A 21,512-nucleotide genomic window follows, 5' to 3' on the forward strand; every position below is an offset into this window, starting at 1 on the left:
ACCTATGACAGATATTAATAAAGTAATCATGGAGAAAGCCCAAGGGGGTGCCAAACTTAACCCTGATGAGCAACGTAAATTTTTAGGAACTTTTGAGGAACGAGTACTGGCCTCTTGCTCTATTGAGCAAGCAAACACTTCTCTCGTTCGTAGTCACTTCAAAGAAGTACTCAGCAAAATTGTAGAAGAATATCAGCCTGTCCTAGTCAAAATTTCACCAGAAGTGGAGTCTAGCAATCAAATCTTTTATTTGAAAATATCTAAAGATCTTTGTTGTGAGGCAACAATTGTTTCTGGTGATTACCAAACTTCTCCATTTGGACTCATTATCCACAGTGACCATCTTGTCCAGGTAGATGAGAAAGATATGTACCAACAGTTTGCTAGCTTGTTTCAACCAGTAGAAGAACCTGTAAAGGAAAAGCGAACTATCTGGAAAAAGTGGTTTGGATAAGATGACTAATATAGAGAAACTTTTTGCTTTTTTTGATGCAGAAAATCGGCGAGATTGGCAAACCTATCAGACTTTTCTTTCTGATCAAGTTAGCTGGGAATTACATGGTGACACAATCGAAATCATAAGAGGTAAGGCGGACTACCTAACTAAGATTCAAAAAGTCTACCAAAACAATCCCGTCCAGTTTCGTTGCATTTATTATCAGCTTAATCCCGATCTGAATCAGATTGTGACCATCTTAAAAAATGATTTTGGTGACCTGTCTTGTGACATCTTTTTCTTTGAAAATGGCATGATTGTTAAAGAAATTGAATACCTACTAAAAAAAGCGGACTAGCCGCTTTTTTTCATCTTCAGTAGATTCCCAATATTTCTGGCTGTTCGAATCAAATTTTGCTCCGCCTGCTCTAGTATCTTATCTAAACTATCTGCTCGCGCAATAATCGGAAAAGCTGCCTGGATATTCCCAACTGGGAAATCCGGTAAATCATCTTCCAGACTTCCGCAAATCGCCAGTACAGGGATACCTTCAGGTGTTCGTCTTGCGACCCCAACAGGTGCCTTACCCGCCAAAGACTGACGGTCCATTCGTCCTTCGCCAACGACGACCAAGTCCGCTTTTTTAACTCTGTCATCAAAATCCAGTAAATCTAAACAGGTTTCTATACCCGAAACGATTTTTCCTCCAGCAAAAGCAACCAGTCCTGCAGCCATTCCGCCTCCGGCTCCAGCTCCAGCCATATCAATCACCTGAGGATCAACCAACTGATAGAAATCTGCCATAGCTTGATCCACTTGAGAGAATAATAAGGGTGCTAGACCTTTCTGACCTCCGAAAACAATTGTCGCACCACGCTCACCGCAAAGAGGATTGTCAACATCAGTCAAAATCTCAATCTCAACTTCTTTCAAGAAAGCAGGAACCTGCTTAGCTGATATTCGAGCGACCTTTCCCAAAGACGAGCCAATGGGGCGCAATCTATGATTGCCCACATCGAAAAATTCATAGCCCAATCCAGCTGCCAATCCAATTCCACCGTCGTTACTGGCCGAACCTCCAACACCCACTAAAATTTTTCTGACACCGTCTTCAGCTAGGTACAAAATCAATTCTCCCAATCCTTTGGTCTCTATGGCCAAGGGATTTCGTTTTTCATGAGGAATAGAGGCGAGTCCGACCAAGTCAGCCATCTCAAATAGTGCTTGCTGACCGTTCCTAGCATAAGGCATTTTTACTGGCTGGCCAAAAGGGCCAGTCACAGTGTGGTAAAATTCAGTCCAGCCCAAGGCTGATGTCAGCGCAGCCATTGTCCCCTCGCCCCCGTCACCGACCGGCAGCAAGTCAAAGCTAGCATCTGGCAAGGCCTGAGAAAATCCGTTCTGCAGAGCCTGAGCAACCTGAGCAGCTGATAAACTTTCCTTAAAAGAATCTGGTGCAATTAGGATATGCATACTTCTCTCCTATTCTTTTCTATTGTCTAAAAGATCAATAACCCGATAGAGGTTGCGTTCTTGAATCTGGTAAGGAGCCTGCTCGCGCACGATTGGCTTGGCCATAAAGGCAATTCCCATCCCCGCCGCCTGAATCATAGGCAGATCATTGGCACCATCCCCCATAGCAATCGTTTGATTTAATTCTAAATTGTTTTCAGCTGCCCATGCTTTTAGCATGGCAAGCTTGGTATCCTTAGTGACAATCTCTCCTAAGACTCGGCCTGTCAAAAGACCCTGTTGAATTTCCAAACGATTTGCCTTGACATAGTCAATTCCAAGCTGCTCAGCCAGTCTGTCCACCGTCTCATGAAAACCACCTGACACCAAGCCTACTTTATAACCACGTTTATGCAGCTCCTTGACCAAGTCCTCGGCTCCTGGTGTGAAGTGGATCCTTTCAGCAATTCGAGCAAAAATATCCTCTGGCAGACCTTTTAAAAGGGCGACCCGCTCACGTAAGGCAGCTTCAAAGTCCAACTCTCCTCGCATGGCACGCTCGGTAATGGCCGCAACCTGAGCTCCTACACCCGCTTCCTCTCCTAGCAGGTCAATCCCCTCTTCCATGATTAAGGTGCTGTCTACATCCATGACTAACAAGCCTTTGACTGTTTTCATCTCTTACTCCTTCCGACTTATTAATTATCCTCCCTATTGTTTAAATATCATTAAATCTATTTGAACAGCCTTATCTTTCGATTTCATTAGTATTGAAATCCCATAGATTGTTCCACTAGAGTGTTTTAATCTTATTCGACAGGTAGTATCCTCTGGTAGATCATACTTGTTTTTGAGATGTTTGAAGAGCTCAGAGTGATTTTCTGGCTTGTAGATGATATCACGAAGCTCTGTTTCTGCACTCTTAAAAGTCTCTTTCACATCTAAAGATTCAAAATAATTTCTTTGAACAACTAAGTTAAGAATCTCTTCATCAAATAAAGGACTTATCTCTGAGCTGTAAGTTAGTTTGCCGTTAGAATAAGTAACAGGAACACTCTCTTTATTATCCCCTATCTTTATTATATAGTCACCTTTAATGTCAGATTGGGTAGTATCTAATCTAATCTCATAATCTTTCACTTCGTCTCCGTCTTTAATATAAACACTACTTGTATAAAGTTTTAATCCAGTAAAATCCTTTTTCTCTTGTTCTAAAAACTTAAACATCGGTTCAAAAGTGCCTTCAAAATCATACTGTTCTCTTGTTCTGTTTTTTGGAATAGTATAATCATCCAAACGCCAACCATTCATCAATGCTATCGATAAAACGGCTACACCTCCGAGAATAATGAGAGTAATATATTTTTTAATCTTTTTCATTTCTTTTATAGACTTTCCACTTTCATTTGTCCCTCTATTATAACATAAGAGCCTTTTTGCTGAGAATGAAAAAAGTTCCCGAAGGAACTTCTTTTAAAAACGAATATTCTCGCGTGTTTTCTCATAAGATGTAACAAAACGACTTGTTACCCCAGGCTCAACAACTTCGAGAGCTTGAGAAATCACTTCGAATGAACTTTCGTAATCGAATTGATTTTCAAAGATATCCAAAGCTTTATTAAAAGCTTCCTGAATACTTTGATCAAAGGAACGATAACGATTAGAATACTGAAGAAGCTGTTCTGTCAAAGTTGCGTACTGAACGATCTGATAGGTTTCAGTTTCCAAATCATGAATGTCATTTGTAACATTTTCAAGTAACAAATTAACATTGTCAATATTTACGCGCAACTGCTCCAACTCTGTAAGCAAGGCCTCTGTATGATCACTGGCTGTAAAGAAGAGACTTAAGAAACTCTTTGGAATTCCTGGTAAATTGCGTTTTTCCATATAGCGCTTAATTGTGTGAAGCTTGTTGATGTAGATGTTGACTTTTTGACGAGCATTGTCATCATCTTTTTCAATTCTCTCTAAACGCTCACCAAGAGTGATTTGTTCGTCTTCAATTTCTTTCAAGCGCTCTTGAGTTGCTTCAAGTGCTTCCTGAGTTAACGAATAAGCTTGTTTATTTTCAGCTGAGTCTTCTACAGTAGCTAAAACAACTGCCTCTAATGCAGACAATTCACTTTGTAAATCACGAACTTTCTCATCTTCTTCATCAGATAGAAGATACATCTTAGACAAACGATCCAACTCACTTTGAAGGTGTTGGTTGTTTTCTTTTGTGTGTTTCAAATAAGCTGGTAAGTTTTCTTGTAATTTTTCAACAACTTTCTGAGCAGCAATCTCTCGCGTAAAGATGTCATACAAAGCATTGATTTCTTCTTGAATTTGAGTATTTTCATATTGGGCGTTATCCAACTCCAAAGCAGCAATATTCTCATAGTTTTGAGTGATATTAGAATGGAGTTGTGAGAAGCGAGACTCGATATCCGTTTCAACAAAATGATATCCAGCTTCCACCAATTTCCGATAACCAGATTCAAGATCTTCCAGCTGGTCTGGTAAAACTTCTCTTAGTTCAGTGACAATACTTGGCACCTTATCAACAATATGAGTTAAAGCAAGGATATGGTTCTCAGTTTTATCCAAAATATCCGCAGCTTCTACTGGGTCCCCAGAAGAATTAAGGGTAACAAATTGGGAGAACTCTGATTCAATATTTTGCAGTTGCTTTTGAATCTCTTGAACTGCTGGTCCATACTTTTCAGTATCTTCAGCTACTTTAACTTGTAGATTTTCAAACAATTCCAAAGCATGAAGAACACGTCCACTATTTTTTGCTTCTTGCTTTTCTAAATCTGCTAAGGCCTCACGGATTAACTCAATATCTTCTTCAACCAGATTAATCTGACTTTCAATGTTATCAATCGCATGCTTTGCCTTTAGAAAGCGAAAGGAATTGTTATAACCTTCTGCTTCAAAGATATTATTTTCAATATCTGCAAAAGAATTAAGGGAAAGATCGACCCATTTTTGATTCCACTCACGGAAAGTCACCTGACTTTGACCGATGAGATGCATATTCTTAATCGCCTCTACTTCATCATTCACAGGAAGATTATATAGTTTCTCTTTGCGTTCTTCCAAACTATCAAGTAGAGTCTCATTTCTCTTTCTTAGGACAACAGCAGCTACATAAGCAAGAATTAAAGCTACTGCAATCACTATGATTAGAATAATTAGTCCGTTAGACATATAAAACTCCTTCGTATTATTACTTGAGAATAAACATAATGATTATATCATAATTTCATTAGTCTTGTATATAATTTCTTCATTTCTATACATCTAATGTACTGTAAACAGCATTTTCTTCGATAAATTCGCGACGTGGTTCTACCCGATCTCCCATCAGCATATCAAAGATTTTGTCTGCTTCTGCAGCATCGTCAACTGAAACACGCGCCATCAAGCGGTGTTCTGGATCCATGGTTGTTTCCCACAGTTGGTGATCATCCATTTCTCCCAAACCTTTATAACGCTGAATTGTAGGCTTAGAGCGACCTTCACTATACCTAGCTAAGGCTTCTTGAAGTTTTATTTCTTGATCAGCACCTGGCTGAATATATTCTTTTACTTCGCTTCCAACTTTAACACCATAGATAGGTGGCTGAGCGATATAAACATAGCCTGCTTCCAAGACCGGCTTCATATAGCGATAAATCAAAGTCAAAAGCAAGGTACGAATATGAGCTCCATCGACATCGGCATCAGTCATGATAACCAATTTTTGGTAACGACACTTGCTAATATCAAAATCAGCACCAAAACCAGTTCCCATAGCCGTGAAAAGGCTCCGGATTTCCTCATTGGCCAATATTTTATCCATGCTGGCCTTCTCAACATTGAGAATCTTACCTCGAATTGGCAAAATTGCCTGAAATTCACGGTTCCGTCCTGACTTAGCTGAACCTCCAGCTGAGTCTCCCTCTACGATAAAGAGTTCTGTTTCAGCAGGATTATTTGACGAACAATCCGCCAGTTTACCTGGCAAATTCGAAATTTCCAGACCAGATTTCTTACGGGTTACTTCCCGAGCTCGCTTGGCAGCAATTCTTGCTTTAGAAGCTAAAATTCCTTTTTCGACAATCTTCTTAGCAACTGCAGGATTCTCTAAAAGAAAATCTGAGAATGCTTCACTAAATAGACGGTTGGTAATTTTAACAACTTCGCTATTTCCCAGTTTGGTCTTGGTTTGTCCTTCAAACTGAGGATTTGGGTGTTTAACAGAGATAACTGCTGTCAAGCCTTCTCGAACGTCTTCACCTGTGAGATTATCTTCGTTTTCTTTGAGAAGTTTATTCTTCTTAGCATAGTCATTGATGACTCGAGTTAGGGCTGTACGGAAACCTTGCTCATGTGTCCCACCTTCATGTGTGTGGATATTATTAGCAAAACTCATCACTGTTTCATGGTAGCCTGTCGTATACTGCATAGCTACTTCCACGGTTATATCTTCCATTTCTCCATCTGTATAAATAGGATTGTCGAAGATTACTTCCTTATTTTCATTGATGTACTGGACATAACTAGCAATCCCACCTTCGTAATGGTAGTCTTTACTTTGTTCCATACCATCTCGTTTATCAGTAATCGAGATAGACAAGCCTCGGTTGAGAAAGGCAAGTTCTTGGATCCGTTTATTGAGTTTTTCAAAATCAAATTCAACAGTCTCGGTGAAGATTTCTGGGTCTGGCGTAAAATGAACTGTTGTACCTGTCCGATCTGTTTCGCCGATCACTTTCAAATCAGCCACGACCTGACCACGAGTGTATTCTTGGAAGTGAATTTGACCATTTTTATATACTTTAACATCTAGTTGGGTAGATAAAGCATTTACAACAGAAGAACCTACACCGTGAAGACCTCCTGAAACCTTGTAGCCACCACCGCCGAATTTCCCTCCAGCGTGAAGGACCGTAAAGACAGTTTCAACAGCAGGACGGCCAGTTTTTTCTTGGATATCCACTGGAATACCACGTCCATCATCGACAACTGTAATAGAATTGTCTTTTTCGATAAAGACTTGAATATGACTAGCAAAACCAGCCAAGGCTTCGTCAATAGAGTTATCAACGATTTCCCATACCAAATGGTGCAGACCTTCTTTAGAAGTTGATCCAATATACATACCCGGACGCATACGAACTGCTTCAAGTCCTTCAAGGACCTGAATCTGGCTGGCATCATATTCTTGAGATTGGATGTCTTGTTGCTTTTCTTCTGTCATTTTATTCCTTTTCTGTATTTAAATGTAAATAGTTCTTTAGATGTTCCATACTATCAAAAAGATAAGTAGCAAAACCTGCCGCTTGACCAGCCTCTATATCTAATGGGCGATCACCAATAACTATGCAGGAGCTAATCTTGTACTTTTCCTTGAGATAATTCATGGATTCTGGGTCAGGTTTTCTCTTAAAACCATTATCAGCTGTGACAATTTCCGTAAAGAGGGAATCAATTCCTGTTTTAGAGATAATTTCTAAAACCTGATTGTCCCGGTGGGAGACTAAAAAGTTTCTACCACCTTGCTCAATTATGATCTCAAGTAGCTCTTTTGCTCCGTCAAATAAAACAGGATGCTGAAGTTCCTTAGCTTCATTGGCCTTGTAAGACCTCAAAAAATCGTTCACTCCCGGTGCAAACTGTTGTACTGCATAATCCGTTGACACTTTTAAAGCTTGATATACTTCATCATGGCTGGCTTCTATGCCTAATGACGCTAAGGTTCGTACAAAAGCAGCTGTGGAAGTTTCATAATTATCGAGAAGCGTACCGCCTAAATCCCAGATATAATCTTGATAATCCATAGCTTTTATTATACCATATTTTTCCTGAAAAAGCGCTAATATTGGTCAAATATACTGTTAAGAATCCTTTTAATCCAAATAAAAATAAAGAATCAATTTCGCATTTATTTTTTAAACACAAAAACCCACTTATTGATAAATGGGTTTTCTAGTTTATTTTCCAAAAACATCTGTATATAGCATACCCTGGCGTAAGGAATCCGCATCACCACCTAGCTCCTCCACTATGGCATAAGCAAAAGCAAGCGCAGTTGAGGGACCTCGACTTGTAATAAGTTTGCCATCAGTAACCACCGTTTCCTTCAGGTAATTCCCGCTCTTAATGCTCTCCTCAACGCCATTATAACAGGTGAATTTTTTATTCTCCAGTACTCCTGCTTTTTCAAGTGCTATGGGAGCGGCACAGATTGCAGCAATCCACTTATCTTCTACCTGCATCTTAGCTAGAGCTTTCATTAGGTCCTGATCATCTCTAAGATTAGCAGATCCAGGCATTCCACCCGGCAAAACAACCATGTCATAATCATCTAAATTTCCTTGCCACAATCGGTCAGCTTGAACACTGATTCCATGAGAACCTGTCACTACTTGCTCAAATCCAAGAATATGACAGGCAATATTGGCTCGACGCAAAACATCCACAACTGTGAGTGCTTCTATTTCTTCAAAACCATTAGCCAGTATAACAGCAACTTTCGCCATGTATCCTATCCTCCTATTTTAATTTTTTCAGAATAATTTTCTTTCGTCTTCTAGAATATCCTGTCTGTTGCTCTTCTAAAAGATTATTTTGATAACTAACAGAAAGCAAGAGACCTACTCCAATTAGGTTACTGATAATAGAGGAGCCTCCTTGGGAAATAAAGGGCAGGGGAATTCCTGTTAAAGGAAGTAAGCCCGTCACAGCTCCAATATTTTCAAAAATATGAAAAATCAGCATCATAGTGAGCCCAGTAGAAATGTAGGTATAAAATTGATTGTTCGATTTCAGAGTAATCCTTAACATGCGATAAATAAGCAAAAGGTAGAGGGCAATCAGAAAGATAGAGCCCATAAAACCAAAGTCTTCCGCAATTACCGTAAAGATCATATCACTTTCTCGCACCGGCACTAATAAATTGGATACATTAAAACCTTGCCCCCAGATTCCACCGCTACCGATAGCAATCTGGCCCTGAGCTTGTTGATAAGTAGTTGTTTGGGCATATTCAAAAGGATGAAGCCATGCTAAAATCCGATTAATTTGGTAAGTAGGCATGCCTAGATTGTGAAGAAATGCCCTACCACCTTCCCAGGTAAAAATTAGCATAAAAGCTAGAAAAAGTGAAACGCCCGTTAGAAATATAGGAAGAATAATTTTCCAAGAGACTCCAGATAAGAGAACAATTCCTGAAAAAATGGCCATAAAAACAAGAGCCGTCCCCAAGTCACTCTGTAAGGTCAGCAAAATCAAGACTGGCACAGTATAGAGAAAGAGCTCTAAAATCAATAGCCAATCCATTTTGATCGTCCTAATCTTGTCTTTATTTCGTTGGCTGAATTGAACAACTGAACGCGATAAGATCAGAATATAAGAGATTTTCATAAACTCTGACGGCTGGAAGAGAGTCGTACCACCAATAGTTACCCAGTTTTTAGCTCCTGTCGAAGCAACAAGAGACGGGCTATAAAAGACCAGGGGTAGAACCATGAGACCTAAACCGAAAACGTAGAGAAGGGGAGTGATCTTCCAAAGAAATTTGGTGTTAAAAAACATAACGACAAAACTAATCACAATCCCTAAAGCTATCCAAGCAATTTGCTGTCCAACTATTGCCCAGGCACTAGCAGGGTAGTCATGATTCACTGCTATATAAATGGCCATGATGCCAAAAATCAATAAACAAATAACTGGTAAAATTAAACTATAATCCACTCGAGAATCAATCGAGGGTTTAAAATAAGACATACTCACTCCTATCTAGAAAAAATACTGAATAATCAAGCTAGATACTGCAACAACAAACCAAGCAAAGGCACCAGTTAAAAGTGGAGCTGCTCCCGCTTGTTTAAACTGGGCAAAAGAGACCCGAGAGCCTATTCCTGCCAAGGCCATTGCCATCAGCCATTGAGATAGAATTTTTGTAAAGGAAATAAAGGAAGCAGGTAAAACACCCGTACTACTAATCAGAGATGCACAGACAAACCATAAAATAAACCAAGGGAAAATTTTCTTTAAATCTACTTTTTGTTTAGATGACTGGGACTTAATATAGCGAACACCTGCAAAAATGAGACAAGCTGGCACAATCATCAGAGCTCGACTTAATTTAACAATAGTTGCCAAATCACCAGCAGTCTGTCCATAGGTATAACCAGCAGCTACTACAGACGAAGTATCATTGATAGCTGTCCCTGCCCAGGTTCCAAAGGTTTCGGCCGACATCTGCATGACATGCCCAAGAAAAGGGAAAATGAAAACTGCCAAAATATTGAAGAAGAAAATAGTTGAAATCGAAAGAGCAATCTCTTCTTCTTTAGCTTCTAAAATAGGTGAAGCTGCCGCAATAGCAGAACCCCCACAAATAGCCGTTCCAAATCCAATCAACAAGGTTAAGACTCGTCCCATTTCCAAAAAACGGCCTATAAGATAAGCGGATAAAAAGGCTAGTAAAATCGTAAGAATACTGATTTTTAAAGATGATAAGCCTGTTTCAGAAACTTTTGAAATAGACAAACTAAAACCTAGCAAGATAATAGAATACTGTAAGAGTTTCTTACCCGAAAAAACCAAGCCAGAATGAAATTTCTGAGGAATTTTCCAAAAATGATTCAACAGAATACCAAGTAAAATTGCAAATACACTGGAGCCAAACAAAGGAAAAGCTTTGCCCAAAAAAGTAGCAAGCGCAGCTATGGCTAAAGATAAACCCAAACCTGGAATGTATTTTTTAAACATGATTAATCAGAACCTTCTTTTTTTTCAATGTTTCTATTATAGCAAAATTTAGAAACTTGAGTTGAGTGAGTGTTAAAAGTTTTTAAATATTCTTTGATCTCCAAACACAAGTTACTCGTTTTTCTTTTTTACAATCTTTTTCTTAAAATAAAGTCCTATATCTTGTCGAATTTGATGAAAAGAAGACTGCTCAATTGGTGCTGTCTTAGATAAGACTCCTCTGATCTGGCGACTATATCGCTTGGTATAGACACGATTATCCAAGATAAGAACAGCAGATTGCTGTTTGCGATGGCGAACCGTCCGTCCCAAAGCTTGTTTCAAACGTAGAATCGCAACCGGCAAACTATAATCATAAAAGGGGTTCTGCCCTTCTTGTCGAAGTCGTCGATTCATCTTTTGCGTGAAAACATTTTGCGGATTGTCAAAAGGTAGACGTGTAATGATTTGAATCATTTTGTCCTGACTAGAAAAATCCGTTCCTTCCCAGAAACTACCTGTACCTAGTAATATTTGGGCTTCTCCTCGATCAAAACGACGTTTAATGTTACTAGCATCACCATTTTTATACTGAGCTAGATGCTGCAAAGACAAATTTTCTGATACTTCCAACAAGAGCTCCTTAGAAGTAAAGAGAACTAAAATCGGAAGGTTTAGATCATATAAACTTTCAATCCTCTCAAAAATCAATTGGGCATGGTGGGGAAGTGGCAAATCAGCCAAATCTGGAAAGTCTTTATCGACCCAAATTCTCTGCTGGTGATAATTCTTAGCTGGCAAATGATAAAACTGATAGGCTTGAAAGCCAAGTAGCTGAGCTAGATTCACCTTTCGGCTGATTTCTAAGGTTGCAGATATGAAAAAGAGCTGGACCCTTTCAGGCAGAAAATCCTGAAAATTCATTAAAGATAATCTAGCTGCATGAAGACTAGTTACTCGATGTTGTTCGAAATATTCATCTTCCAACCAAAATTGTTCATACCTTTGATCCAAAATCTCGCGCAATTCCGGAAGATAGTGAGCTGGAAGCTCAGACAGATCCTGTCTCAGCTTAAGCAAGGTTTTCTCCCTTACTTCACTCACTCTTTCGTTATGAAAAACTTCCACTAGCTGTGCTAACTCAAACTGCAGACTTTCAAGTAGACGTTGTTCCAGCAGGGAATCCACACGAAGAATTTCTTGCTGAATTGTCTGCAGTAGCTGATTCATCTTGAGAGCTTTCTGAGAAAAGCTTTCTAAAGCCAAAAAGAGCTTCTGAGCTTCATCTACTACTAAAATACGTCCTTCAATCAAACTTTTATCATCTTCTAAACGAGTGAGGAGGTAAGCGTGATTAGTCAATAATACTCTACTCTCCCTTGCTTTTTCCTGTCCAATCTGCCAAAAATCTACACCGTAAAACAAAGATTTTTTGCTCAATTGGCCGTCATGTCCAATCTCCTCAAAAAAAGCTTGATAACGATGAGCTTGACCAATTTCTTCTAAGTCTCCTGTTTTAGTTTCAGTAAGCCAAACTAAAAGCTGCATCTTGCAACGGTTAAGCAAGCGATTATAATCCAAGCGCTCTAAACTCTGGTAAAAAGCATCCAACTTGATATAGGATTTTGGACTTTTTAAACTATGAAAAGCTACTTGAAAAACCTCTTCAATCGCTCTTCCTTCTCCAGTTGCAATTTGATCCTGCAAAATTTTAGTCGGTACACTGACTACGATCTTTTCCTGACAATGTGCCAAAAGAGGTAGCAGATAACCATAGGTCTTTCCTAAGCCAGCCTGGGCTTGTAAGAAATTAGGCAAAGGGTTTTTCATAGCCTCTTCTATGAGAGAAGCAAACTTTTGCTGTTCAGGTCTTTCTTCTAGTCCAAGCAAAGAAATATTTTTAGCAAAATCACTAGATAGACATCTTTCTTTACCAATCTTAGTCTGCTTTCTTAAATAAATGCCGTGACAATCAAACCAATCATCTGCTCTTCCATCTGGCATCTTCTCAAAACAGTCTTCCAGCACCAAGCGAGACTCATAAATCAAGCTATCAGACAAAACAAGAAGGCGTTCTAGTAAGGGCTTGGGTAAACTTTGAATTTTTTCTTGGATTTTTAAAAATAGCAGGGCTGTCGCCATAGCATCTGAAATAGCGGTATGGGCTTGTTCCAAAGGAATTTCTAGTAGTTCACAGAGACTGGATAGCCCATATTTTTCATAAGTTGGAAACACGACTTGAGCCAACTCTACAGTATCGACACGAGGAGACAATAAGTCAAAACCTTCCCAAAAAAGGGATTCTGCTAATAAATTTGCATCGAATTTAACATTATGGGCTACAAAAACTGCATCTTCAATTAGTTCATAGATCTCACGCGCCACCTGAGAAAAATCAGGCGCCTGGCTCAAGCGTTGATCAGACAAACCTGTTAGCTGTTTGATATGTTCTTCTAAAGCCTCATGAGGATTAATATCTGTTTGATAGGTCTGCTTAATCTCTCCATTTTCTAGAATGACAATTCCTACTTGAATAATTTTTGCGGTGCTACCTGTTCCTGTCGCTTCCAAATCGACAATAGCATACTTCATATTTTTTCGTTTCATCTTATCAAAATTATACCATGTTTGCAGTCAAGATGCGAGACTAGAATAATGAAAGCCAGAGAGTACTTAGATGATTTCTAGATTAGGCAATCTAGCTTTAACAAGAGATAGATATTCCATTATTGAGCTTCATTTCTGCTAAAACTTAATTTTTTTGATACACTCATCATAGATAGAGAGGAAAAATCATGAAAGTACATAAAACATTAAATCCTTTAGCTTACGAAAATACCTATTATATAGAAAATGATAGTCATCTGATCCTAGTTGATCCCGGTAGTAACTTTCAAGCAATCCAAAAGAAAATCACTGAAATCGGAAAGCCTATTTCAGCAATTTTACTAACCCATACCCATTATGACCATATCATGAGCCTAGATTTGGTTCGAGAATCATTCGGATATCCTCCAGTCTATGTAGCTGAAAGCGAAGCCAGCTGGCTCTATACACCTGAGTTGAATCTTTCAGGGCTCGATCGCCATAACGATATCGAAACACTTGTCTTGAAACCAGCTGAGCATTTCTTTATTTATTATGAAAAATATGACTTGGATGGTTTCACATTTTATGTTCTACCTACACCAGGACACTCTATCGGAGGGGTCTCACTTGTTTTCCCTGAAGGTCATTTCGTTCTCTCTGGTGATGCCCTCTTTAGAGAATCTATTGGACGCACAGACCTTCCAACTGGAAATTTTGACCAGCTGATTACTGGTATCAAACAAGAATTGCTTCATTTACCAAAGGAATATGATGTCTATCCAGGCCACGGACCGGCTACGACAATTGCCCATGAAAAAATGTTCAATCCATTTTTAAAATAAACGAACAGAATGAAAAGGATTAGCTAAGCTAATCCTTTTGTTTATATCTTCAAGAAACGTCTCATTGAGAAGACAGATCCAATTGAGCCAATAATGATTCCCAAAACAAAGAGAGAGGCAATCATGATTGGAATAAATAATTTAGGTGCAATCATTGAGAGATTTTGTGCCACTAAACCTTTATTGACTGATCGATAGGCAATGTTATATGCAAAATAAACCAGGGCTGCTGGCATAACAGCTCCAAGTAGACCAATCCAGGCACCTTCTAACAAGAAAGGTCCGCGGATATAACTATTTTTTGCTCCTACCAATCGCATAATTTGAATCTCCCGACTCCGAGAAATAATGGTAATCCGAATAGTATTGGAAATCAAGAAGATAGCAATGAATATCAACATACCAGCCAAGATTAAGCCCCAAGTCTGAATAAAGTCAGCCAAAGAGAAAATCCGCTTGGTGTTTGCTCCACCATCTTGTACATCTGAGACCCCGTCGATTTTCTGGGCTTCTTCCTTTACTGAAGAAACATATTTTGGATCGGTTGTCTCAACGATGTAGGCATCATATAGGGGATTTGCGTCACCATCAAAGATTTTCCAATCGCTTCCCATAGTCTCTGTCAATTTTTCGTATTGCTCTTGCTTACTTGAAAAAGTGATTTTTTCAATATGGTCAATTTTTTTCAAAGCATCATAGACTTTATGATAATTTTCATTATCAACAGTCTGACCTTCTTTAACAACCGTCATACTATTGTCTTCAATGTCTTTACGAACATAAACCATCACTCGAACATTGTTTTTCAAGTCATTGGCTAATTTTGTCGTATTCAAAATAACCGAAACAAAAATAGCAACCAAACTAAGAGTAATCATTACCGTACTGATTGCGGCTACCGTCATCCAACCATTTCGCTTCAAACTTTTTAGCGACTCTATCAAATGACGGAAAAATCTACTAATCATCGTATCCGTATTCTCCTTCCGCTTCATCACGTACCACACGGCCATTTTCAATCGCAATGACGCGATGGCGTAAAGTATTTACAATTTGGCTATTGTGGGTCGCCATTAGAACTGTTGTACCTTGCAGGTTAATCCGCTCTAATAAGTTCATAATTTCCCAAGAGTTATCTGGGTCCAAGTTCCCAGTTGGCTCGTCAGCAATCAAAACCTTAGGGTTATTGACAATTGCACGAGCGATAGCAATCCGCTGTTGCTCTCCCCCAGAAAGTTCGTTAGGGAAAGAACGGACCTTATGCTTAAGTCCTACTAGGTCTAATACTTCCATAACCCGTTTCTTAATGTGACTTCTGCGTTCACCAATTACTTCCATGGCATAAGCAATATTTTCATATACTGTCTTCTTTGGAAGCAGTTTATAGTCTTGGAAGACTACTCCTACTTTACGGCGAAGCATTGGTACGTCACGTTTTTTTATCTTAGCCAAATTGAAGCCAGCAACTGTCAACGCACCCTTATCAAGTGCAACTTCACGGTAGAGCAAGCGAATAAAAGTTGATTTCCCTGCACCTGAGGGTCCTACAATATAGGCAAACTCCCCTGGCTCTACTTTTACCGTCACACCTCGCAAGGCTGTTGTTCCGTTGTCGTATTTTTTGACAACATCTCTCATTTCAATAATAGACATTTATTACTAAAATTCCCTTCTGTTAGTTGAGACGCCATTTTAAATAAGCATCGATGAAGCCATCTAAATCGCCGTCCATTACCTTATCAACCTGGGCCACTTCATAACTGGTCCGGTGGTCTTTAACCATAGTATAAGGTGTAAAGACGTAAGAGCGAATTTGGCTTCCCCACGAAATTTCTTTTTTATCGCCCTTTAATGAGTCAACTTCAGCTGCCTTTTTCTCTTGTTCAAGTTGATACAGCTTAGCCTGAAGCATCTTCATTGCACGATCACGGTTTCCATACTGAGTCCGATCAACGGTAGACTGCACCACAATTCCAGTAGGAATATGCGTCAGTCGCACACCAGTAGAAACCTTATTGACGTTCTGACCACCAGCTCCGCCCGAACGGAAGGTGTCCATCTTAATATCGTCTTCTCGAATTTCTACCTCAATGGTATCATCCAATTCAGGCATAACCTCTACGGAAGTAAAGGACGTATGGCGACGTTTAGCTGAGTCAAATGGAGAAATTCGAACTAAACGGTGAACTCCCATTTCCGACTTAAGCAGACCATAGGCATGCGGCCCCTCAAAAGAAAGAGTGACTGATTTAATACCAGCTTCATCACCTGCCTGATAGTCTAGAACCTCTACCTTGAAGCCCTTGGCATTGCCAAAACGTGTATACATACGGAGCAGCATGTCTCCCCAATCCTGAGCCTCTGTACCTCCAGAGCCTGGATGAATCTCGAGAATCGCATTATTATTATCATATGGTTCAGACAAAAGCAAAGTCATTTCATAGCTGGTCATCATTTTCTCGAGTTCTGCCAGCTTTTCCTCTAACTCCTCTTGAACCGAATCGTCCTCAGCTAGAAAATCAAGCAAAATTTCTGATTCATCAAAAAGATCCGTCATCTGGTGGAAATTTTCATAGGTTTGTTTGAGTTCATTTAATTCCTGAGATGTCTTTTGAGCGGCAATATTATCATCCCAAAAGTCAGGTTCTGTCATCTTATTTTCTAAGATGGCGATTTCTTCTTCCAGACCTTCTAAGTCAAAGAGACCCCCTGAAAGAAGCTAATTTTTCACGATTTGCGTCAATCTTTTGACGAATTTCTGAAATATCCATAACTACCTCTTTTCACATATCGTTTAATTATACCATACTTATACACGTTTGACTATTTTTTGAAATAAAATTCAAGAAGTCCAGAATCCAGTGTATGATACTTTTTAATGAATAGCAAGTCAAGGGACTCCTTGTTACAAAATTGTTAGAAAAGTAAATTTTACGACATGAAAAAGGTCTATTCTTTTCCTAATATCTTAACCACTCTACTTTGAATATCCCTTAAAATCAGCTCTGCAAAACTAATTAAACTTATATATGTTCATGTAAACAATTTTGTGCTAGACTAAAACCATGACAAGAATCGGATTTATGAGCGACCTCCATCTGGACTCCAATCAGTTTGGACACTTTGAACTAGAGACACTTAAGGAGGTTTTAAAAAAAGAGAGAATTGACCATCTTCACATTGCAGGGGATTTATCTAATGATCTAGCCCATATTAGTTTGCCCTTTATTGAAGACTTGATGCAAGAACTTCCCACCTCTTTTAATCTCGGCAACCACGATATGCTGGGACTTTCTGAGCAAGAGATTTCTAACTATGATTTTCAGGTCCAACAGTTTGGTCAGACCAAACTCGTTAGCTTTTCTGGCTGGTATGATTACAGCTTTGTTCCAGAAAAAAGCAAGGAAGAGCACCTGAGAACAAAAAATAACTTCTGGTTTGATCGTAGATTAGATCGGGAACTGGACGATCCTAGCCTTACAGCTCATAGCCTCCTCCAGCTAGAAAAACTACTTGCTTCTTTGGATGGTCCCATTATTATTGCTCTGCATTTTGTCCCTCATCAAGAATTTCTTTATGACCACCCATATTTCCAACGCTTCAACGCCTTCCTAGGTAGCCAAGCTTTTCACCAGCTCTTTGTCAAATATGGGGTGAAAGATGTCGTTTTTGGCCATCTTCATCATCGTCACCATAGCCGAGTCATTGATGGTGTTCGCTATCACATGCGTCCTTTGGGCTATGTTCGTGAATGGAAACTGACTCAAAACTTTTTTAATGACTTTCCTCAGTATAAGATTTCACAGATGTATCGTCTTCACAAGCGTTATAACACAATTAAAGATTTAGAAGAATTTCTTGACTATAAGAAAAAACACCTGGCAGATGAACTGCGAGATGCCTTGACAATTCTTGATACCAAATCATAAAGACTTAAACAAAAGCAGCCCTTGAAGAGCTGCTTTTAATATTTAAATTCTAAAGAAACCCACTTCTTTTCAAGCCCTCTTAAGCCGACCTTTTTCTTCTAAAAAGTTTTCTTTTGAAAATATTTCTTTTAAATAATTCGTCAAAGAGAAGCAAGGCCAGAATCAGAATAAAAGAGACCAAAGAATAGTTTATCAAGAGGTTGTCCCCACTGATAAAAGGAGGTCTAGCTAGAAGGCCATAATTTCCTCCTGTCATTTGATTGACCCCTATCAAGAAGAGATTTAACATCAAGGTATAGGCAATAATCTCGGACTTTTTTAGTAAACGTTTATCATAATGATTAAATAGATAAATCAAAGAATTAACTAAAAGTGCATAATGACCAATCAAAAATGAAAAGCTTGTAATATGTGGAAAGTCATAAGGATCAAATACAGGGTAACCCAAGGCAAAAATAGCACCACTAGCTCCAAGTAAAGCAAAATACTGCTTTATCTTCCATTTATCTGGTAAGAAAATCATGGCAAACATGGCTAGTCTACAATGATAAAGAGGAAGACTGTTGGCCAAAGGAAGACGGAAACCGATATACCAAGCATAAAGAGCCAAAAGCTGAACAAACTGAATCCACTTAAACGCCTTAACAAAGCCTGGATTATCGTGATATTTTACTGCACCATAAATGGATAAGGCGACAAGAGAAATCATCAAAGCATAGGCAAGAGCCGAGATCAAAGGCGGAGCTGTCTGATTTGTCGTTAAAAATGGAAGCATCTCATTCTCTCCAATCTTTTAAAAGGAATATTCTGTTTTCCTGAGCTTCTTTTAAGCGTTTAAAAAGAAGGGAAAAACCACACAGAGCTACAACTAATACTGTAGATACTAAGAGGAAATTTCCTAACATACCATAGTCACCAACTAAAGGAGGATTTTTGAGGAATCCATAGTCTCCACCAGTTAGCTGATTCACAAGGAAAATGACAGCATTCATGCCAAAAGTTATTTCAATAATCCGACGATTGGATAAAATTTTATAGTCGTACTCATTCATCAAATAAACAATAGAGTTTCCCAAAAGAGCCAAATGCCCAACTAAATAAGAAAATAAGGTAATATGCGGAAGCGGGTAAGGATCAAAAATTGGGTGAAGCAAGGCACAAATCGGTCCAAATACCCCCAATAAGGCAAAGTATTGTTTATAAGATGTTCTCCTTGGCAAGAGCAAGACTGCAAACATAGCAATCCGACAATGGTAGAAAGGCAAACTCTCAGTCAAGGGAGCCTGAGTAGCCATGTACCAACCATACAAAAGAACCAATTGGACAATCTGCAGTCCTTGAAAAATTCTTTGAAAGCTTTTTTGTTTGTAAAATCTACTTGCGCTATAGATCACAATAAATAAAGCAAGTAGCATGAGCACTAATCCCAGAGGTGTTAATACGGGCGGTTCTGTTTTTTGACTTGTAAAAAAATCTCCCATTCTCATCTCCTATTTTTAAAATTAATAATAAAGTATTTAATAGTCTTTGACTAATTTTTCAACTAATCCAAATACTGTTCTCTGTCTCCTTGATAAATCTCCCAAAGGATTTCCAACTGTTCTTTTGTAGTCCTCTTAGAAGATAATTCTGGTAAAGATTGAATATCAAAGAAGGCTAACTCTTCTATTTCTGCATTAGGCTGAAAATCTCCATCCTCTATCTGACACTCAAAGACCAGTTTAGCATATTGCTTACTCTGAAATTGAAATTTATTAGTATCAAAGATTGCAAGCAGACGAGAAACTGAAACATTAAATCCCGTTTCTTCTTGGACTTCCTTGACGATATTTTCCTTAGGAGATAGGCCGACTTCACAAAAGCCGCCAGGTAAAGCCCAAGTATTCTCATTTTTCCCCTTGACCAAACAGACTTTTCCGTCTCGAACCAGTACAGCTCGGACATCAATCAAGGGAGTGGCGTAAAAATCCGTTGGGCGCAACAGCTCTGTCAATTCTTTCCCATCCAAATCTGACCAATCAGCCAGGAGGTGTCCCAAAAGCTGACGGAGTTCTAAGTAACGCTCTTGATCAAATTCATCACGACTAAATGCCAGTCCTGTCTCTGTAATAGAAAGGAGACGTTGAATGATTTTTGCAGCTTCTTTAGTTTCCATCTTCCAAGTCCTCTACCAGCTTCGCCAGATTCATGGAATTGCTGCCTTTGAGAAGGATTTGGTCGGCAGGAGTCAGCTTCTCTCTGACAGCTTTGGTCAGCTGTTCAAACTGGTCTTTCTCGTCATTTTTGATAAAGTAATGGACTCTTCCTGGCGGGTAGATTTCCTTGGCATAGTCATAGAGGGCTTCCATGTCCTGTCCATAGAGGAAAAGGTCGGTCACAATTTCTGGATTGAGACTGGTAATCATAGAGCCGTGCATAGACTTAGAGTCCGCTCCCAGCTCTTTCATATCCGCCAGCACTGCCAATTTTCGTCCGCCTGGATTAGCCGGAATGATCGAGAAAGTCTCAAGAATCAAGCGCATAGCTGTTGGATTGGCATTGTAGACATCCGATAAAATATCTGCGCCATTAGCAGCTTTCTTCCATTCTGTTCGATTGCGGGTCAGCTCCAGCTTAGAAAAAGCCTGTGCAATAGCTGTCTCAGATACACCCTCCTGCAGAGCTGCATAGGCCGCAATCATGGCGTTGGTTGCATTGTACTTACCAGTCACAGGCAGGTCAATCCTTTGCTCTAAAAAGTTGCATTCAAAACTCAAACTGTCCTTGCGCTCTTCCAGACGCGTCAGGAAGATATCTGCATCAGGACCAAAGCGAACCAGTTTGCAATCTGCTGGCAGAAATTCATTGACAATCTTATCAACTGGAACAATCAAGAGACCATTTTCTCTTAGACCGTCCGCAATCTGCATCTTGCCTTGGGCAATCTCAGCTCGACTGCCGAAGAATTCCAGATGGGCTTCTCCAACCAGAGTTACAATAGCCGTCTTAGGTTTGGCCAGTTCAGACAGGAGATGGATATCGCCCAAGTGGTCCTGCCCCATTTCCAAGACAAGTTTCTCTGTATCTTCAGGCATATGAAGAACCGTATAAGGCAGGCCGATTTCGTTATTGTAATTACCTTGTGTCTTATAGGTCTTGTAGCTGGTTGCTAGTAGCTGAGCCAGCATGTCCTTGGTCGTCGTTTTACCATTGGAACCTGTCACTGCCAGCACGTCCACCTGCATCTTTTCCAGATAATATTGGGCCAAGCGCTGAAAGGCTGTTAGGACATCGTCAACTAAGATATACGGACCCTCTGCCACTGGACGCTCAGATAGGGTGGCAACAGCTCCCTGAGCAAAGGCTGTTGCGATAAAGTCATGGCCGTCACGTGCTCCCTTGAGGGGCACAAAAAGGTCACCTGACTCAATCAAACGGCTGTCAAACTCAGCATTTCTAAGTGCGACATTTTCAAACTGAGTCACATCATTTTTCGCAGATAGGACTTCTGCGATTTCATATAAATCTAATTTCATACTTCTTCCTCGTTTTTCG

The 21,512-nt window shown here is 39.5% G+C and carries 21 protein-coding genes; 4 read left to right on the forward strand and 17 right to left on the reverse strand.

Going from position 1 to position 21,512, the window contains the following annotated elements:
* Nucleotides 1-4: 4 nt before the first annotated feature.
* Together PCY06_RS02655 and PCY06_RS02660 are read left to right on the forward strand one after the other, a co-directional pair.
* The gene (locus PCY06_RS02655; RefSeq protein WP_082307791.1) at nucleotides 5-454 is read left to right on the forward strand and encodes a DUF1694 domain-containing protein; all 450 of its coding nucleotides are present in this window, start codon (nucleotides 5-7) and stop codon (nucleotides 452-454) included.
* A 1-nt stretch (nucleotide 455) separates the two neighbouring features.
* Complete coding sequence (locus PCY06_RS02660) at nucleotides 456-794, forward strand: nuclear transport factor 2 family protein (protein ID WP_082307792.1); 339 nt, start codon at nucleotides 456-458, stop codon at nucleotides 792-794.
* Here PCY06_RS02660 and PCY06_RS02665 read toward each other — a convergent pair.
* From PCY06_RS02665 to PCY06_RS02710, 10 genes are all read right to left on the reverse strand, one after another.
* A complete protein-coding gene (locus PCY06_RS02665; RefSeq protein WP_105026562.1) occupies nucleotides 791-1,909 on the reverse strand; it encodes a glycerate kinase in 1,119 nt (372 codons plus the stop codon). The two genes, PCY06_RS02660 and PCY06_RS02665, sit on opposite strands and share 4 nt — an antisense overlap.
* A gap of 9 nt (nucleotides 1,910-1,918) precedes the next feature.
* Nucleotides 1,919-2,566, reverse strand: coding sequence for a phosphoserine phosphatase SerB (serB, locus tag PCY06_RS02670; protein ID WP_082307534.1), 648 nt, complete (start codon nucleotides 2,564-2,566; stop codon nucleotides 1,919-1,921).
* A 33-nt stretch (nucleotides 2,567-2,599) separates the two neighbouring features.
* Nucleotides 2,600-3,268, reverse strand: coding sequence for a hypothetical protein (locus tag PCY06_RS02675; RefSeq protein ID WP_082307533.1), 669 nt, complete (start codon nucleotides 3,266-3,268; stop codon nucleotides 2,600-2,602).
* A 93-nt stretch (nucleotides 3,269-3,361) separates the two neighbouring features.
* Complete coding sequence (gene ezrA / locus PCY06_RS02680; RefSeq protein ID WP_061584915.1) at nucleotides 3,362-5,086, reverse strand: septation ring formation regulator EzrA; 1,725 nt, start codon at nucleotides 5,084-5,086, stop codon at nucleotides 3,362-3,364.
* Between the two features lie 85 nt (nucleotides 5,087-5,171).
* Nucleotides 5,172-7,121 carry a DNA topoisomerase (ATP-hydrolyzing) subunit B gene (gene gyrB / locus PCY06_RS02685; protein ID WP_082307532.1) on the reverse strand — a complete coding sequence of 650 codons (1,950 nt, stop codon included), beginning with the start codon at nucleotides 7,119-7,121 and terminating at the stop codon, nucleotides 5,172-5,174.
* A gap of 1 nt (nucleotide 7,122) precedes the next feature.
* On the reverse strand, nucleotides 7,123-7,701 hold the full coding sequence (locus PCY06_RS02690) for an HAD family hydrolase (RefSeq protein WP_082307531.1): 579 nt from the start codon (nucleotides 7,699-7,701) through the stop codon (nucleotides 7,123-7,125).
* Between the two features lie 153 nt (nucleotides 7,702-7,854).
* A complete protein-coding gene (locus tag PCY06_RS02695; protein ID WP_082307530.1) occupies nucleotides 7,855-8,403 on the reverse strand; it encodes a DJ-1 family glyoxalase III in 549 nt (182 codons plus the stop codon).
* Nucleotides 8,404-8,416: 13 nt separating this feature from the next.
* Entirely contained in the window at nucleotides 8,417-9,649 is a 1,233-nt protein-coding gene (locus PCY06_RS02700) for an FtsW/RodA/SpoVE family cell cycle protein (RefSeq protein WP_045503701.1), read from the reverse strand.
* A 12-nt stretch (nucleotides 9,650-9,661) separates the two neighbouring features.
* The gene (locus tag PCY06_RS02705; RefSeq protein ID WP_082307529.1) at nucleotides 9,662-10,639 is read right to left on the reverse strand and encodes a YeiH family protein; all 978 of its coding nucleotides are present in this window, start codon (nucleotides 10,637-10,639) and stop codon (nucleotides 9,662-9,664) included.
* A 111-nt stretch (nucleotides 10,640-10,750) separates the two neighbouring features.
* The gene (locus tag PCY06_RS02710) at nucleotides 10,751-13,225 is read right to left on the reverse strand and encodes a bifunctional DnaQ family exonuclease/ATP-dependent helicase (protein WP_105165130.1); all 2,475 of its coding nucleotides are present in this window, start codon (nucleotides 13,223-13,225) and stop codon (nucleotides 10,751-10,753) included.
* 188 nt (nucleotides 13,226-13,413) lie between these two features.
* Here PCY06_RS02710 and PCY06_RS02715 point away from each other — a divergent pair, with 188 nt between their 5' ends.
* On the forward strand, nucleotides 13,414-14,049 hold the full coding sequence (locus PCY06_RS02715) for an MBL fold metallo-hydrolase (RefSeq protein ID WP_082307528.1): 636 nt from the start codon (nucleotides 13,414-13,416) through the stop codon (nucleotides 14,047-14,049).
* A gap of 41 nt (nucleotides 14,050-14,090) precedes the next feature.
* Here PCY06_RS02715 and ftsX read toward each other — a convergent pair whose 3' ends face one another.
* From ftsX to prfB, 3 genes are all read right to left on the reverse strand, one after another.
* Entirely contained in the window at nucleotides 14,091-15,017 is a 927-nt protein-coding gene (ftsX, locus tag PCY06_RS02720) for a permease-like cell division protein FtsX (protein WP_020992596.1), read from the reverse strand.
* The gene (gene ftsE / locus PCY06_RS02725; protein ID WP_008809379.1) at nucleotides 15,010-15,702 is read right to left on the reverse strand and encodes a cell division ATP-binding protein FtsE; all 693 of its coding nucleotides are present in this window, start codon (nucleotides 15,700-15,702) and stop codon (nucleotides 15,010-15,012) included. Before ftsE ends, ftsX begins: the two co-directional genes overlap by 8 nt.
* Nucleotides 15,703-15,724: 22 nt before the next feature.
* Nucleotides 15,725-16,820, reverse strand: a protein-coding gene (prfB, locus tag PCY06_RS02730) for a peptide chain release factor 2 (RefSeq protein ID WP_012130522.1) whose coding sequence is annotated in 2 segments (ribosomal slippage) — nucleotides 15,725-16,747 and nucleotides 16,749-16,820 — 1,095 coding nt in all. Because the reading frame shifts where the segments join, the coding sequence is not laid out codon by codon here.
* A gap of 294 nt (nucleotides 16,821-17,114) precedes the next feature.
* Here prfB and PCY06_RS02735 point away from each other — a divergent pair.
* Nucleotides 17,115-17,978, forward strand: coding sequence for a metallophosphoesterase (locus PCY06_RS02735; protein WP_082307527.1), 864 nt, complete (start codon nucleotides 17,115-17,117; stop codon nucleotides 17,976-17,978).
* Nucleotides 17,979-18,057: 79 nt separating this feature from the next.
* Here PCY06_RS02735 and PCY06_RS02740 read toward each other — a convergent pair whose 3' ends face one another.
* Genes PCY06_RS02740 through murF form a run of 4 tightly spaced genes read right to left on the reverse strand, consistent with a single transcriptional unit; the run spans nucleotide 18,058 to nucleotide 21,493 of the window.
* Nucleotides 18,058-18,753: a TIGR02206 family membrane protein gene (locus PCY06_RS02740; RefSeq protein ID WP_061596651.1), complete on the reverse strand. Its 696-nt coding sequence runs from the start codon at nucleotides 18,751-18,753 to the stop codon at nucleotides 18,058-18,060.
* A gap of 1 nt (nucleotide 18,754) precedes the next feature.
* Nucleotides 18,755-19,465: a TIGR02206 family membrane protein gene (locus tag PCY06_RS02745; RefSeq protein ID WP_037622216.1), complete on the reverse strand. Its 711-nt coding sequence runs from the start codon at nucleotides 19,463-19,465 to the stop codon at nucleotides 18,755-18,757.
* Nucleotides 19,466-19,521: 56 nt separating this feature from the next.
* Entirely contained in the window at nucleotides 19,522-20,133 is a 612-nt protein-coding gene (locus tag PCY06_RS02750; protein WP_061593297.1) for an NUDIX hydrolase N-terminal domain-containing protein, read from the reverse strand.
* Nucleotides 20,123-21,493, reverse strand: a complete 1,371-nt coding sequence (gene murF / locus PCY06_RS02755; protein WP_125392429.1) for a UDP-N-acetylmuramoyl-tripeptide--D-alanyl-D-alanine ligase — start codon at nucleotides 21,491-21,493, stop codon at nucleotides 20,123-20,125. The genes PCY06_RS02750 and murF overlap by 11 nt, the downstream gene beginning before the upstream one ends.
* Nucleotides 21,494-21,512 lie beyond the last annotated feature (19 nt).

It is taken from the genome of Streptococcus sp. SG1, assembly GCF_030439935.1.
GTDB lineage: Bacteria > Bacillota > Bacilli > Lactobacillales > Streptococcaceae > Streptococcus > Streptococcus gordonii.

Excerpts from the sequence above, each read along its gene's own strand:
- PCY06_RS02655 (WP_082307791.1), top strand. The coding sequence starts at position 5 with ATGACAGATATTAATAAAGTAATCATGGAGAAAGCCCAAGGGGGTGCC.
- PCY06_RS02660 (WP_082307792.1), top strand. The coding sequence starts at position 456 with ATGACTAATATAGAGAAACTTTTTGCTTTTTTTGATGCAGAAAATCGG.
- PCY06_RS02665 (WP_105026562.1), bottom strand. The coding sequence starts at position 1,909 with ATGCATATCCTAATTGCACCAGATTCTTTTAAGGAAAGTTTATCAGCT.
- serB (WP_082307534.1), bottom strand. The coding sequence starts at position 2,566 with ATGAAAACAGTCAAAGGCTTGTTAGTCATGGATGTAGACAGCACCTTA.
- PCY06_RS02675 (WP_082307533.1), bottom strand. The coding sequence starts at position 3,268 with ATGAAAAAGATTAAAAAATATATTACTCTCATTATTCTCGGAGGTGTA.
- ezrA (WP_061584915.1), bottom strand. The coding sequence starts at position 5,086 with ATGTCTAACGGACTAATTATTCTAATCATAGTGATTGCAGTAGCTTTA.
- gyrB (WP_082307532.1), bottom strand. The coding sequence starts at position 7,121 with ATGACAGAAGAAAAGCAACAAGACATCCAATCTCAAGAATATGATGCC.
- PCY06_RS02690 (WP_082307531.1), bottom strand. The coding sequence starts at position 7,701 with ATGGATTATCAAGATTATATCTGGGATTTAGGCGGTACGCTTCTCGAT.
- PCY06_RS02695 (WP_082307530.1), bottom strand. The coding sequence starts at position 8,403 with ATGGCGAAAGTTGCTGTTATACTGGCTAATGGTTTTGAAGAAATAGAA.
- PCY06_RS02700 (WP_045503701.1), bottom strand. The coding sequence starts at position 9,649 with ATGTCTTATTTTAAACCCTCGATTGATTCTCGAGTGGATTATAGTTTA.
- PCY06_RS02705 (WP_082307529.1), bottom strand. The coding sequence starts at position 10,639 with ATGTTTAAAAAATACATTCCAGGTTTGGGTTTATCTTTAGCCATAGCT.
- PCY06_RS02710 (WP_105165130.1), bottom strand. The coding sequence starts at position 13,225 with ATGAAACGAAAAAATATGAAGTATGCTATTGTCGATTTGGAAGCGACA.
- PCY06_RS02715 (WP_082307528.1), top strand. The coding sequence starts at position 13,414 with ATGAAAGTACATAAAACATTAAATCCTTTAGCTTACGAAAATACCTAT.
- ftsX (WP_020992596.1), bottom strand. The coding sequence starts at position 15,017 with ATGATTAGTAGATTTTTCCGTCATTTGATAGAGTCGCTAAAAAGTTTG.
- ftsE (WP_008809379.1), bottom strand. The coding sequence starts at position 15,702 with ATGTCTATTATTGAAATGAGAGATGTTGTCAAAAAATACGACAACGGA.
- PCY06_RS02735 (WP_082307527.1), top strand. The coding sequence starts at position 17,115 with ATGACAAGAATCGGATTTATGAGCGACCTCCATCTGGACTCCAATCAG.
- PCY06_RS02740 (WP_061596651.1), bottom strand. The coding sequence starts at position 18,753 with ATGCTTCCATTTTTAACGACAAATCAGACAGCTCCGCCTTTGATCTCG.
- PCY06_RS02745 (WP_037622216.1), bottom strand. The coding sequence starts at position 19,465 with ATGAGAATGGGAGATTTTTTTACAAGTCAAAAAACAGAACCGCCCGTA.
- PCY06_RS02750 (WP_061593297.1), bottom strand. The coding sequence starts at position 20,133 with ATGGAAACTAAAGAAGCTGCAAAAATCATTCAACGTCTCCTTTCTATT.
- murF (WP_125392429.1), bottom strand. The coding sequence starts at position 21,493 with ATGAAATTAGATTTATATGAAATCGCAGAAGTCCTATCTGCGAAAAAT.